At 58.3% G+C, this 13,197-nt stretch carries 9 protein-coding genes; 3 read left to right on the top strand and 6 right to left on the bottom strand.

Annotated features, from left to right (window positions below; genetic code table 11):
- Positions 1–292 precede the first annotated feature (292 nt).
- Positions 293–775: a MarR family winged helix-turn-helix transcriptional regulator gene (locus GNZ12_RS35350; protein WP_172316593.1), complete on the bottom strand. Its 483-nt coding sequence runs from the start codon at positions 773–775 to the stop codon at positions 293–295.
- 729 nt (positions 776–1,504) lie between these two features.
- Here GNZ12_RS35350 and GNZ12_RS35345 point away from each other — a divergent pair.
- A complete protein-coding gene (locus tag GNZ12_RS35345) occupies positions 1,505–2,539 on the top strand; it encodes an NADP-dependent oxidoreductase (protein ID WP_172316628.1) in 1,035 nt (344 codons plus the stop codon).
- Positions 2,540–3,111: 572 nt separating this feature from the next.
- On the opposite strand, the gene GNZ12_RS35340 is transcribed toward GNZ12_RS35345, so the two are convergent.
- The 4 genes from GNZ12_RS35340 to GNZ12_RS35325 form a co-directional block, all read right to left on the bottom strand.
- Entirely contained in the window at positions 3,112–4,107 is a 996-nt protein-coding gene (locus tag GNZ12_RS35340; RefSeq protein ID WP_172316592.1) for a D-2-hydroxyacid dehydrogenase family protein, read from the bottom strand.
- A gap of 405 nt (positions 4,108–4,512) precedes the next feature.
- Positions 4,513–5,208 (bottom strand): dienelactone hydrolase family protein, encoded by a 696-nt coding sequence (locus tag GNZ12_RS35335; protein WP_172316591.1) that lies wholly within the window; start codon positions 5,206–5,208, stop codon positions 4,513–4,515.
- Between the two features lie 290 nt (positions 5,209–5,498).
- A complete protein-coding gene (locus tag GNZ12_RS35330) occupies positions 5,499–6,431 on the bottom strand; it encodes an SMP-30/gluconolactonase/LRE family protein (RefSeq protein ID WP_172316590.1) in 933 nt (310 codons plus the stop codon).
- Between the two features lie 89 nt (positions 6,432–6,520).
- Complete coding sequence (locus GNZ12_RS35325; protein ID WP_172316589.1) at positions 6,521–8,791, bottom strand: CoA transferase; 2,271 nt, start codon at positions 8,789–8,791, stop codon at positions 6,521–6,523.
- 1,016 nt (positions 8,792–9,807) lie between these two features.
- Between GNZ12_RS35325 and GNZ12_RS35320 the strand changes: the two genes are divergently transcribed.
- Both GNZ12_RS35320 and GNZ12_RS35315 read left to right on the top strand, forming a co-directional pair.
- A complete protein-coding gene (locus tag GNZ12_RS35320) occupies positions 9,808–10,593 on the top strand; it encodes a 3-hydroxybutyrate dehydrogenase (RefSeq protein ID WP_172316627.1) in 786 nt (261 codons plus the stop codon).
- Positions 10,594–10,880: 287 nt separating this feature from the next.
- On the top strand, positions 10,881–11,189 hold the full coding sequence (locus GNZ12_RS35315; protein ID WP_172316626.1) for a DUF4148 domain-containing protein: 309 nt from the start codon (positions 10,881–10,883) through the stop codon (positions 11,187–11,189).
- Positions 11,190–11,840: 651 nt separating this feature from the next.
- On the opposite strand, the gene GNZ12_RS35310 is transcribed toward GNZ12_RS35315, so the two are convergent.
- The gene (locus GNZ12_RS35310) at positions 11,841–12,656 is read right to left on the bottom strand and encodes an IclR family transcriptional regulator (protein ID WP_172316588.1); all 816 of its coding nucleotides are present in this window, start codon (positions 12,654–12,656) and stop codon (positions 11,841–11,843) included.
- Between the last annotated feature and the right edge of the window lie 541 nt (positions 12,657–13,197).

Below are 13,197 nucleotides of genomic sequence, written 5' to 3'. Positions count from 1 at the left end.
CAGTAGAGATGTCCAGCGATGAGGCGGCACCAAAGCGATGTCGCCGGCCGGCTGGGTGACCATCTCCCTAGACCACCTCGTAGAGGTGGGTAATGGTGCCGCTCGCAACGCATTGCTCGGGAAGCCTCATCTCGCCTCGCTGCAGGATTGGGCCCCCATACGCTGTATCGACGGCATGCCTTTGACAATCATCGGCGCGCTGAATCTGACATTGTGCTCGCGTTCCCAGTCTCGACTGAGCCTCACCCAATGATACGGGTCAAGTCCCTCAAAAAGATCTCGTCCGTGCCCGCTACGCGTCAGCATCGACAAATTTTTCCGCCCACGGCTCGAAACCACTCTCGAGCACCTCCCTGAGGGCATCCCGAAGCCGCACGGCCGGAAACTCGCCATAGGAATCTTCGAACGCCGACTGGACGTCACTCCACAGTGGAAGTGCCCTTTTATACGTGGCAAGCCCCGTCTTCGTAATAATCGCCTGCTTCGCGCGCCTGTCCTCTTTGGACGGAACGATATCGATCAATCCGTCTCGCTCCAAAGGTTTCAGATTGGACGTCAGCGTTGTCCGGTCCATGGCTATCACCCCGGCCAACTCACCCATAGTGATCGGTTCGCTCCTTACGAGCTTGTGAAGAATGGAAAACTGCGTGATACGAAGGCCGACGGGACTCAAAGCCCTGTCGTAAGCAGCAGTGAGATACCGCGACGCCTGCCTCGCAGCGACAAAATTGCATAACCCGTCGATGTTGGGAAGCGTGTCCTCGTTCCGTTTCATGTCCGTCTGCCCGATATTACCCAATTACGGAAATATACGCTCATATCCGCCTATTGAAAACTGAACCCCATCCAGGAGACATCTGAGGCGTCGGCAACCTGAACCTTGCCAAGACATGCGGTAGATTATATTATGCGCATATCAACGTATTATTCTTACTGCCGAAACCACACCGGTGAATTCATCTGACTGCCCCGTGTTGCGAGACGCCCTTGTTCCTGGTTACGCGGTCTATTCGAATCGATCCTCCTGATACAACTGGTTCTGTGACGAACAAGGCACGAAGATGACAATGCATTTAGATGGGGAGTTTGAGGTTGAGAGCAATGAGCCGCTGCGAGCAAGGCTGTTCGTGCCAGAAGGATCTACTGAACCCAGGCCGGCCATCTCGATGGCGCATTGCGATGCCGGCTTAAGGGAACATGGTTTGAGCCGTTCGCACACGCTTTTGCAGACGCGGGGTCCGAGTAGAGCTCTGCTGCAACTTATCGCCGACGCCCTATGTTATGACATGAGATCTGAATCGAATTGATCTAAATGGCCGCACTGCTGTCGTGACACTCGACGCCAAGAGAATCGGCCAAGCGGTCGTCGAGCGAGCCTTGCGCTCAGGTGCCGCAGTTGCGCTGTGGGATATGGATGAAGAAACAACCTTTAGAGGCAAAACGCTTCGGCGGCACGCCATCGAGCGTGCTTGGGAAGCACAACATCATTATTCTGGAGAGCACAATGAAATCGCAGCAAGCAACTCAGGTCGTCTTGGCCTCCCGCCCCGCAACGGCTCGCGCGAGCCTCGAAAATTTCCGCGTTGAGACTACTGCAATGCCTGTGCCGGGGGCCGGGCAAGTGCTATTGCGCATCGATACCTTGTCCCTTGACCCGTATATGCGTGGGCGTATGAACGATGTGAGATCGTACGCCAAGCCAGTCGAAATTAGCGAACCGATGGCTGGCGAAAGTGTGGCGACCGTTATCGAGTCACATGCCCCAGGATTCGAGCCAGGCGATATGGTTCTCGCCCACACAGGCTGGCGTTCTCACGCGGCAATGGACACTGCGGGCCTGAAGAAACTCGACATCGACGGCATTGCACCGTCCGCCTACCTGGGCGTGCTAGGGATGCCCGGCTTTACGGCCTGGTCCGGGCTTGAAGTGATTGGCAAGCCCAAAGCGGGGGAAACGCTAGTCGTGGGCGCGGCGAGCGGACCCGTGGGGTCGCTGGTTGGACAGTTGGCGAAGCTTGCAGGTCTGCGCACGGTGGGCATCGCGGGTGGGGCTAAGAAATGTGCGTATCTGATCGAGGAACTCGGCTTTGACGCGGCGATCGATCATCGTTCGCCCAGCTTCGCCCAGGAGCTTCAGGCCGCCTGTCCGGACGGCATCGATGTCTATTTCGAGAACATCGGTGGTGCAGTCTGGAACGCTGTCCTGCCCTTACTTAATCAGTACGCGAGAGTCCCAGTGTGCGGCTTGATGGCGCAGGTGTCCGGCAAGCTGGAGCGCGACGCCTCGACAGATCATCTCGCGGCCACCATGCGTGCGGTGCTGACACGCAGCCTGCAGATTCGAGGCTATATCAACTACGAGTTCACGGAGCAGTACTTTGATGCGTTCCTTCGTGAGGTCGGGACACTCTTGCGCGAGGGAAAGATCAAGCACCTTGAGGATGTGACGGTGGGACTGGAAAACGCCCCGCAGGCATTCCTGGACATGATCGACGGTCGCAATTTCGGTAAGGTGGTGGTGCAGATCGCTACGACCTGAAAATCGGCGAGGTACCGGGTGGATCGCCTGCCTCGCTTTTGAGCGGGATAGGCTGCAACGTTCCGCCCGGGGACACCTACACGTCTGGTAGGTGGCTCTTCCGCCGGATACATAGGATGCAGTGCCTTCCCCGACGCGTCCAGCGCTGTCGTCAGGTCGCCCACTTCACTTGCCGAACTCATTAGATCGCTGCGCAAGTCCTCGATCGTCTTCAATGCGTTGAGCCTGATCGCATTCAGGTTCAGTTTGACCTCTCGCATTCGGTTTCGGCTCGTTGCGATGTCCGCATCAATACGGTCGACTTTGAAGATAGTTCAGTTCGAATCTCAACACTTTAGCCGAGATATCTATCCACGCACGTCCGCCCCGGCTCAAATATGCTTCCCGGTGCCGCACCAACGAAAGCTCGTACGAAACGATGGGATCAACGACTGTCAAGACGGACAGACGCTACGCACGGCAAGCGAGGGCGCGAATCCTTGCGTGCGACAGCCCCCTTCGATCAGGCTATTGATTTTGAAGTCTTCTGTGAATGCGACAAAGGCTTCCTTAGCCAGTTCTCCGCTCGAACATCATTCCCTCCGTGGTGAAACACCTACAGCCGGGATCACTTGTCCATCCCGTGCATCGAGCCACTGACGAATGTTGTGGACCGTCTCTTGATAGAAACGTGCATAAAGGCTACGCGCGACGTAGCCGATATGCGGTGTCGCCAGCAGGTTCACCTGGCTACGAAACGGATGATCGGAGGGCAACGGCTCCTGGTCAAAGACGTCGATCGCGGCGCCAGCGATCTGGCCACTCTGCAATGCTGCGAGCAGATCGGCCTCAACCACGATCGGTCCACGAGAAGTATTCACCAAGCGCGCCGTGGGCTTCATGAGCGCAAGCTCCTCAGTGCCCACGAGCCCCTGTGTCCGACCGCTAAGCACAAGGTGCACCGTAACGATATCCGCTCGTCGGAACAGTTCCTCTCTCGTGACCAGAGCGGCGCCCGCCTCCGCGGCGCGCTCGGCTGTCAGGTTCTGGCTCCATGCGATCACTTCCATGCCGAACGCCTTGCCGATCCGCGCCACTGCGCCTCCGACATTGCCGAGACCCAGAACTCCAAGCGTGCGTCCAGCGAGTTCGTCGCCGACAAAACGCTGCCAGCCCCCTGCGCGCAGCGAAGCGTTTTCTGCGACAAGGTTGCGCGCGCTGGCCAGGATGAGCGCCCATGTCAGTTCGATCGTTGGGGTGGAGCTATAACCGGTATGCATGACGTCGACTCCTCGCTCTGCGGCGGCCTGAACGTCGATCGACGCATTCCGTAACGCCGTCGAAACGATCAGACGGAGTCTTGGCAGACGCTCGATGATCGCTCGCGTCATCGGCGTGCGCTCGCGCATCACACAGAGGATGTCGAAGGGCTGCAGGCGGGCAATGACAGCGTCTGGATCTGCCACGTGGTCATTGAATACGGTGATGGCCGCGCGCCCATTGAGCCCCGACCAGTCCGCCATGAGAAGGGCAACACCCTGGTAGTCGTCGAGGATGGCGATCCTAGCGGGTCCGGATCTATTCGGCATGAGCGACTCCACCGACCATTCCCTCCTGGAAACGCGGTCCCGTCCCCTCGGAAGTGCCGCCACGCCCGGCTGCCGGCCGGTAAGCAAGTCGGGCGCCGCCGACCACCCCTAATCGAATAGGCACAATTTCGTGCGTATCTTGGGACATCTTTTACTCCTTGAGCGTAATCAGGAATCCTTAGAAACAAAGTGCAGATATCGACAGAAAGACGTGCTTCGCAGCCCTGCTAGCGTGGGACGGGTGCATCACCTCCCGATAGCCTCCCACCATGCCTGCCGCAGTCTCCAGGCTAACAAGCAACGTATCACCGCCAGTGCCCCCCGCTGAGGTCATTGATACCTCTATTCCCGCCATATCCGACAAGAGGATCGAACGAGAAAGCGAGCGTCTGGGTCTGCCAACGATCATCTGAGCTCGCGGTTCAAGAAATCACAGGTTCGACCGTTGGCCAGGTCCGCAGCGGCGGCATCGTAGTGAGCGCCATTGTTACGAGAGAACGCATGACGCTGACCGGGGTAGCTGTAGACGGCCACATTCGGTTTGCCAGCGAGCGCCGCTTTGATTTTCTCTTGAGCAGGCTTGGCGATGAACTCGTCTTCCTCCCCCAGGTGCATGAGCAGCGGCCCATGAAGGCTGCCCACCTCATCAACGTATCTTTCGGTATCGCTGCCGTGGTAGGCCACGGTGGCGTCAACCTCCGAGCGGACCGCTGTCAGGAAGCCCATCAGGGCACCAAGGCAATAGCCCAGGACGGCGACCTTGCCGGTGCACTCGCGTAGCTCGGCTGTGGTTTTGACGGTATCTTTGACGTCTCTCACGCCGGCGTCCCGATCGTAAGCCTGGTACAAGCGCAGCCCATGCTGCCAGTCAGGTTCCGATCTGACGTCGAGGTCGACATCTGGCTCTTGTCGCCAGAATAGATCGGGCGCGACCGCGACGAAGCCCGACGCCGCCAACTCGTCGCAATGCTTGCGAATATCGGCGTTCACACCGAACAATTCCTGCAGGACGACAACAGCCGGCGCAGGTAAATCGGCCGGCCGCGCAATATATGCTCCGAAAGAACCGTCTCGGCCCTCGATGACGATACGATTTCGCATCCCTTTCTCCTTTGCCGACCACAGTTCCCGGATTCCCGCCAATGTCGTTCCGGACCGCCTATCCGTGCTTGGCGGCGACCGCGGCGCGAGCAGTTCACATCACGTCGAGCGCCGCATGAGGTTGTGAGAACTTCGTGACGAGACTCTCCCGGATGGCATTGATACCAACAATGAGAACGACTCTGAAATGTTCCTCGTCACTTGCTGAAGGCAGACTTTGAAACGGTGCAATCGGTGTCAACGTGCCAAGACTTCCCGGATACGTCCCGGCTCGTCCCGCAAGTTCCGATTCAGCTGTCGACGTAATCAATACCTGTCAGCACACCCAAATGAGCAACGGTAGTGAAATGCGATTCGTGCTTCGTGTCGATGTCCAGCTCTCGCACGTTGCCGCCCAGATCGGTCACGAATGCCCGACGCCCCCGTATATCCAGAGACACGCCAATTCCCTCTTTCAGACCGCGGGCAAGCACGTGGCGATCAACTAACCCAGACGCCGTGATTCGTGCGCGATTCAGTGTGTTTCCGTCATGCGTATCGTCGCCACGATCCGTCCAGTAGAGCATGGCGTCGCGGTGATCGATATCGAGATCGATTGGTTCGGGCAGATCGGCCAGCATACATTCAATGTCCGGGCGCTGATCGGGTTTGGCACCAGGCGGCAGCTCGATACCCGCCCTGAAGATGCGGCCCTCTCCGGCATCCGGCGCTCCCTTTTGCGTCCAGTAGACATGCCCGTTTGCCTGATCCAGGGCGATTCCTACGCAATGCCGCTTCGCGTCGCCCGTGTCCTCCGGGAAATTTCCGGTGCGGACGAGTTCCGTCACCTCTGTGCCGTCCGGCCGCGCGCGCATGACCCGCATGCCTTCGCGATCGCACCAATAAAGGTGAGCACCCTCCTTGTCCAGCACGAGCTCCTTGGGCGTTCCGGCTTTACCGGAAGGCACCAGCACCCGATGCCCGGTGCCGTCGAGCTTGGCGCTTTCGATCGTGCCGTCGTTCGGGGGAACTGCGCCGGAAGCCGGATCGCCGTCGACCAGATGGATGCCGGTTCCCATGTTGGTCCAGTAGACCATCTGGCTTTCAGCATCGACCTTGATGCCGTCAGGCGTTCGTGTGAGGTTCGCGACAACCACCTTGTGTGAACCGTCCGGTGATAGAGCAATGATCGCTGGTGGACGTGCCTGCAGGACATACAACGTACCGCCATTCTTCGTAGCCACGGTGAGAACCCTCCGTCAGGTTTCAATAGATACCGTCGTACCGGCCGGGTCTATCCGTAGATCCGCCGCTGCCGAACGAACTCCCCTTTTTAGGTCTTAAGCGCTGCAGAAGAGGCACCCCATAGGATCTGACCGACCGCTTCGGCGGAGATCATTCTGTCGATATCCGCTGCGTCGTAGCCCAGCCCCAAGAGAATGTCCTTTGCGTCAGCCCCAGGTGCAGGAGCGGGCGCGAGTGCAGGTAAGGGACGGCCATCGAACTGGAACCAGGTAGGCTGGAAATTTAAGGCGGGAAGCGCGCCGGCGTCGGTCTTGAAAGCGACGTTGGCACAAGGAGCGTCTCGATGTCGCGCCTTGAGTTCGGCGATTGATTGCACTGGTGCAGCAATGATCCCGGCAGACTTGGCGGCAGCCAGCGCCTCCGGCACCGTTAGTTCGGAAATGCCGCGAATATCGGCATTGGCCGGCTCGACGCAAATCCAACCGCCCTTCACCTGCCGCAAGCAATCCGCCGTTCCGACTGCTGCGGGCGCTACCTGGAACGAGAGCTGGAGGAAGCTCACGGCGCTAGCAAGCGACGTGTCGACCCAGTCACCGCCCCCCTCGGGACGCCGTTCGCGAGCGACAAGAGCGACGACCGCTCCGAAAGCTGCGATGTACCCTGTGAGATAGTCGACACAGGACGCTAGACCGTGCAATTCGGGCGCGTCGCAAGAGCCGAATCTCGCCATGATGCCAGTCGCGGCCTGCAGGATCGGGTCGTAACCAGGGTAGTCGTCGTGGCTGCTCGGCCGCTCTCCTTTGAAGGCGCTGAGCTGGACGGCGATGGCACTGGGATTGATCCGGGCGAGGCCGGCCCGATCGAGGCCCAACCGCGTCATGACCGGGTCGAGTTTATTGAACACGACCAAATCAGCCTGGGCCACCAATCGTCTGAGAATCTCCCGCCCATTTTCCTTATGGAGATTGAGAAGAATGCTTCGCTTCCCCTGAGAGAGTTCTCCCGGCCAGACTACGGTTACCAACGGCACGTGCTCGGGATGCGTGGAATCCACTTTGATGACCTCGGCTCCGAGCTCGGTCAGCATTCGGCCGCAAGCCGGCCCGGCAATGACATTTGCGAGATCGACGACGCGCATGCCCGCCAGCGGAGCAGTCGATTTTTCCGCTACCGTTGCAGTAGGCAATTTCGAAGCCGGGAAGAGAGTTCTACCGGTTGTGCAGGTCTGGAGGGGCGGATAGGGCTGAGCGGTAGCCAGCCGAACGACACGCCCAAGCTGCGGCCAGGCGCATCCACCGACTGTCTCAACGATTCCGGACTGTCTCGCATGATCTGAAGCGCGCCATTCGTCGAAATCGCGAACCATCGCACAGGGAATGTTGTCCTCGCCAAGGGTCCGTTCCCACTCTTCGGCCGGCTTACGCACAACGGCGGCAGCAATGAGCTCAGCCAATTTCGCGCGAAGCGGCAAACTCAGATTCTGCGCCACGGCGATATTGTGATCGGCGAATTCAGCGTTAACTGGATCATAGATCGGAAGGTCGACCACTCCTAGCGCCTGCATGTCTTCCCAGATCCCAAGTTTCTCGAGCAGCCTCCGGGCGTACTGGCGATGTATGACGCTAAGAAACATGATCTGGCGACCGTCGGCGGCAGGGTAGCAGGCAAACAAGGGGTTCATCAGCCGTTTGAGCGATTCGAAATAGGCCTTGTCCGCACGAGCCTCGCTGGCGTGCGCCTCCAGTTCCGGAGGCAGCGAAATGAGAGGGTGAGTCTTCAGATGCTCAGGAATGCCGTCAACCTCCAGCGCCAGCGCTCCGACCGCAGAGAGGCCGGCGGCCAGGCGCGAAACGACGATATCCCGGCCAGCACCGCATTGGATGCGGTTCAGCAACGCTGCCCCGACCGCCGTCGCACCGATCACGCTGGCATAGATTGAACACAGCGGCAAGGGGGTGTAAAGAACGTCGTCACCAAGCAGCTTTCGCGTAATCGCAAGATCGGTATAGAAACCCGCGACCGCTTTGAGGATGTCGTCACCGACGCTGTCCGGGAATGAGTAGACGTCCTCGCCGGGAAGAACGGCCGTAATAGCGAGACGAATTTGCCTGTGGCTTCTTTCACCTGTGTCAATGCCGTCGCGAATTACCACGTCGGCGCCGGCTGACCAGGCTGACTCCGTTCCAGCATGTATATGCTTGCCGCGGTCCAGATACACATCCAGGGCTGCGGGCTCGCCTCCCTCGCGGCAAACGAATACGGTTGCGCCTTGATCCGCCAACAGCAGGCCCGCTAACCTGCCTGCCAATCCTGTCCCGTATTCGACGACGGAGATTCCCGACAAAGGTAAAAGCGACATAGACGCTCCTATGCATTCACTCAGCAGAGTTAACTATCTGCTCCGCCGATCCCAGGTAAAAGATTTCTTAAGGCTACTCGGGCGGCAGGATGCAATAGGAAACGGCCTCAGCGGCGAGCAACGAGTGGTCGCAAAGGGCGTGCGGTGTCAGCTCGCCTCCATGCACCAGTGCAGCGCAGCTATGCAGTCCAACTTCGTTCCGAAATATTGCATCGCGAAAATCTATATCCTGCGAGCCAACTCCCGTGAACTCGAGGTCTTTTGTCCGATGATCACCCCTTTCCTTTCATCTTCCACGGCCACCTCCCCGCGATAGAGATCCGGAGCGAGTGCGAAATGGCTGGCGCCCGCTAGCTAGTCCACGCTTTAGCGTATTCGATCACTAAGTGCACATCATTCCGGCAGGGCAACGACGGCGGCCCCGCTTCACGGTCGATCCGTTCGTGCTGCAACGTTGGGTATCCGTCGAGGGCTCGCTCGCGTCGGACGCTCAAAGCCAGTGATGGAGCCATGACGTTTCATGATCGCTGCGCCTCTCATGTCTGCCGGCCATGAACCATAGGATAAGAGTAGATACCCGGCAACGCCATCGCCTCCTGTTATGCTGAAAAGTCCTGAAATCTTCTGATATCGAGCCGCTACACCGTGGACGCGAAGTGCGGCGAATGCAAGCAATAGCTTGGCGTCGCCGGGGCACAAGGCAATCGCGAGAGATCGAAATTTTTTAACGCAATCACCTTTTTTATGTGACTACATTGACCTAGATTCATTGACATCGGATTGTGTTGAGCACGCACATCCTCGCAGATCTTGCGCTCGATCTATGTGAGGTCTTGTAGGACTACCTCGCGCCAGTGGCTACGCAGACTCAGCGGCGGCCGGTGTTGCGAACGCCCTCGACGAAGATACGCAAGTGCGCTTGATCTCGCTTCGCCAGCGTGCAGGAGAGTAAGGTGCGTGGGCGCTGGTGCAGTCTTAACCTATCGGAGCGCAACGGCGCTCCACGGAGAATCCAAATGCAAATCCTGGAAAACAAAACCGCGCTTGTCACTGGTGCGGCCAGCGGTATCGGCAAGGCCATTGCGCTTCGCCTCGCCGGCGTGGGTGCATCCGTGGCAGTCGCCGATCTGGACCGTTCCGCCGCTGTGCCCGTCGCCGCCGAAATTGCAGCAATGGGTCGCCGCGCAGTCGCTGTAGAAATGGACGTCGCTGACGAGAAAGCCGTCGAGCAAGGCTTCGCTACTGCACGCGCCGAGCTCGGTCTGATCGATATTCTCGTGTCGAACGCGGGGATCCAAATCGTCAATCCAATCGAATCGTTCGCGTTTGCCGATTGGAGAAAGATGATGGGTATTCATCTGGACGGAGCCTTCCTTACAACCCGCGCCGCCCTGCCCGATATGTATCGCAATGATCGCGGAGGCGTAGTGATTTACATCGGCTCGGTGCATTCGCACGAGGCGTCACCACTCAAATCGGCTTACGTAACCGCCAAGCATGGGTTGTTGGGTCTTTCACGCGTCCTTGCGAAAGAAGGGGCGGCGCACAACGTGCGCTCGTACGTCGTCTGCCCAGGCTTCGTAAGGACGCCACTCGTCGAGAAGCAGATTCCCGAACAAGCGCGCGAGTTGGGCATAAGCGAAGAGGAGGTTGTCCGGAAAGTCATGCTTGGGCAGACGGTCGACGGTGTATTCACAACCGCCGACGACGTCGCGCAGACAGTAGAATTTCTCACCAGCTTCCCAAGCGCCGCGCTGACCGGGCAGTCATTCGTGGTCAGTCACGGATGGTTTATGCAGTGACAGGCCCAGGAGGTCAGGTCAGGCCTAGGCATGCCCGGCTTCAGTTACGTTCCGGCAAACGCCAGCAGCACGCGTCGCCCGCCCTGCGGCAATCGTGCATTGATAAAACTGAAGCCGCTCGACTATCGCAACCCGGGCTCCCATCATTGATGATTGACTCATATTCAGGAGTGGATTTTCCCAGGAACAGCTCTTAATCTCGAACGTCTGCTTATCTAGACTTGGATCACTGACTCATGAACAGGGCTGTTCGTGGCAGAACCGAAAAAAGTCTGGAGGTTGTTATCATGAAATCGCTTATTCAAGCCGCTGTCGTTGCCGCAGCTCTTGCTGCGCCTGTTGCAGCGTTCGCTCAATCGAACGCCCCTTTGACTCGTGCACAGGTGCGCGCCGAGCTCATCCAGTTGGAGAAGGCGGGATATCAACCCGGCCAAGGTGACAACACGACCTATCCGACGCAGATTCAGGCTGCTGAGGCCAAGGTCGCAGCACAAAACGGCGCGACAGACGTCGGTGGCGTTGCGAATGGTTCGTCGGACGCGGGACGCCCGGCTGTATCGCAGGCCGACTGGAACGCAATCTACAACCATCCTTGACTCGGCAATCCGGGGGCGCCCAGACTTTGGCACAATATCAGTGCCGCCCATAACACTGCAGGTCTGCTGTGCAACAGCCGGGAAGGTCTCTTCCCGCTGTTTTGACTAAAGTGAGGTTATCGGGGAAATCCTATTGCTACCCGCTTCCGATCCTCTACCGAGTGCCTCGAAGAGGTCCACTTGACTAATTGCCACAGTGACTTTGCTCTCGATTGAACCAAGATCGTTCTCGATCAGGCGCGACTCGCATCCAACTCATCGAGGTAAGTTGCCCTACCCCAGCGGACAACCGATTCACATCGTCAGCAGATCCGATAGCCGAGGCGTGCGCTCGTTGCAGCGCATTGAATTGCGCGATACTTGCCTGATAATTGGCCAGACTTGACTGAACCTCCTTTATGGCTTGCAGGACGACACCATCGAATGATGGCTAACGCTGCACGCTGAACGACGCGGGCCCCGAAAATGCGCGCGGGTAGCGAACAGTTTGTCGCTCACTCACCCCACAACAGGGGACGTCACGTTGACGGTGATCCCCATACGCGCCGTCCTCTCTTGTTGAGACAGGGCAAATTATTGCAAATGTCACGCGTGGGCTTCCAGTCAGGAGGTTACCACCAACGTTTCATTTCAGTCTGTGATGCAGAGTCATCAGTTTCGCACGATGCGCTTCAGTTTTTGCTCCGGGCGCATGGCAGCGGCACCTGCGAGATGTTTCTCAAGATGCCGAGCTTCCTCTTGCAACTGGCGCCCCATCTCCTGCTGACGGTCCCTCTGCAGTCGCGACTCTACCGCGGCGATCGAAAGAGCCCCCACAACGTCTCCCGACGGCGAGCGGACCGCAGCAGCGACTCCCCACGAACCGCGAACCACCCGCCCCTCGTTGACCGAATATCCCCTCTCCCGCGTGAGAGCAACTTCCTTCCGTAGCATTGGCACAGAAAAGTTCGAATATGCCGTCTTCAGTTGCTGGTCGTTTATCAGAAGGCAGCGTTCAACTTCCGCGTCGTCCATAGCGGCGAGCATAGCAAGGCTGCCTGCACCGACACCTAGCGGGTGTCTAGTTCCAGGTTGTAGGACGTGCGTCTTGAGCGGGAAGTCTCCGTCTTCTCGCAGAACACAAACGGCAAAAACATCGCTGCGAATCGAGAAGAAAGCCGAGTCTCCCGATGAGCGTGCGAGGCGCGCCACAGCGTCTGCCGCTTCGCGACCTAATCCGAAGCGCTCGTTCGCGATGCTACCCAAGACATAGCATTCGCGTCCGACGAAATATCGCAAAGATTGCGGATCCTGCTCGACCATTCCTTCAGCGATCAGCGCAAGCACCAACCGATGGACGGTCGGTTTGTTAAGACTCGTGTCGCGCACTAGTTGCGCGAGATTGATACCAGCGCTTCTCGTCCTCGCGACCGCTCGCAGAACACGCAGGGCTCGAGAGACCGCCTGCGCTCCAGGTACAGCTTCCATCACGCCGCCTCCAGTTCTTGGTTCGATCCATATTATGGCACCATGATTAATCCATTTTATGGATTTTGTAGCTTAATTTATCCCGGATTTTTTGCCTACAATCGAAAAATCGCACAGGTTACGATGACCAGGGGTCCATTATACGAACCTGTAAAAAATCAACCAATGGGCCGCTCACCCGGTGTTGTGAGTTAGAAATTCGCTGCGTTGATTCGCCGCTCTTTCCCAAGTGACGAAGTGCTGATAGAGGCATTGTCAAGTTTTCCAACGGCGCGCGTCCGAACACATAGCATGCAAGGGTGACCGATTGAAGCAGCGATGCGCTCGGGCATCGGAGGGCCCGCCCCGCCTTTCCATGCCTCAATGCCTGCTCGCGAATCGCGCGCTTCTGCTAGACGCCCGTGTGGTAGCGGCAATGCAGGCACAGACTACGTTTGGATCGAACTGGTTGGCGCGTTACTCCCCTGCAACAGGCCCTGCAGTCGCAACGGCGCTGGCCACTATGACCTTGAAGCGGTCGTGTTTCTTGCTGTTGTTGGTC

Source organism: Paraburkholderia solitsugae, assembly GCF_013177695.1.
GTDB classification, from domain to species: Bacteria; Pseudomonadota; Gammaproteobacteria; order Burkholderiales; family Burkholderiaceae; genus Paraburkholderia; species Paraburkholderia solitsugae.
Note: the sequence above shows the minus strand (reverse complement) of the source record. Positions and strands in the feature narration are given on the sequence as shown.

Excerpts from the sequence above, each read along its gene's own strand:
- GNZ12_RS35325 (WP_172316589.1), bottom strand. The coding sequence starts at position 8,791 with ATGTCGCTTTTACCTTTGTCGGGAATCTCCGTCGTCGAATACGGGACA.
- GNZ12_RS35350 (WP_172316593.1), bottom strand. The coding sequence starts at position 775 with ATGAAACGGAACGAGGACACGCTTCCCAACATCGACGGGTTATGCAAT.
- GNZ12_RS35315 (WP_172316626.1), top strand. The coding sequence starts at position 10,881 with ATGAAATCGCTTATTCAAGCCGCTGTCGTTGCCGCAGCTCTTGCTGCG.
- GNZ12_RS35335 (WP_172316591.1), bottom strand. The coding sequence starts at position 5,208 with ATGCGAAATCGTATCGTCATCGAGGGCCGAGACGGTTCTTTCGGAGCA.
- GNZ12_RS35320 (WP_172316627.1), top strand. The coding sequence starts at position 9,808 with ATGCAAATCCTGGAAAACAAAACCGCGCTTGTCACTGGTGCGGCCAGC.
- GNZ12_RS35310 (WP_172316588.1), bottom strand. The coding sequence starts at position 12,656 with ATGGAAGCTGTACCTGGAGCGCAGGCGGTCTCTCGAGCCCTGCGTGTT.
- GNZ12_RS35340 (WP_172316592.1), bottom strand. The coding sequence starts at position 4,107 with ATGCCGAATAGATCCGGACCCGCTAGGATCGCCATCCTCGACGACTAC.
- GNZ12_RS35345 (WP_172316628.1), top strand. The coding sequence starts at position 1,505 with ATGAAATCGCAGCAAGCAACTCAGGTCGTCTTGGCCTCCCGCCCCGCA.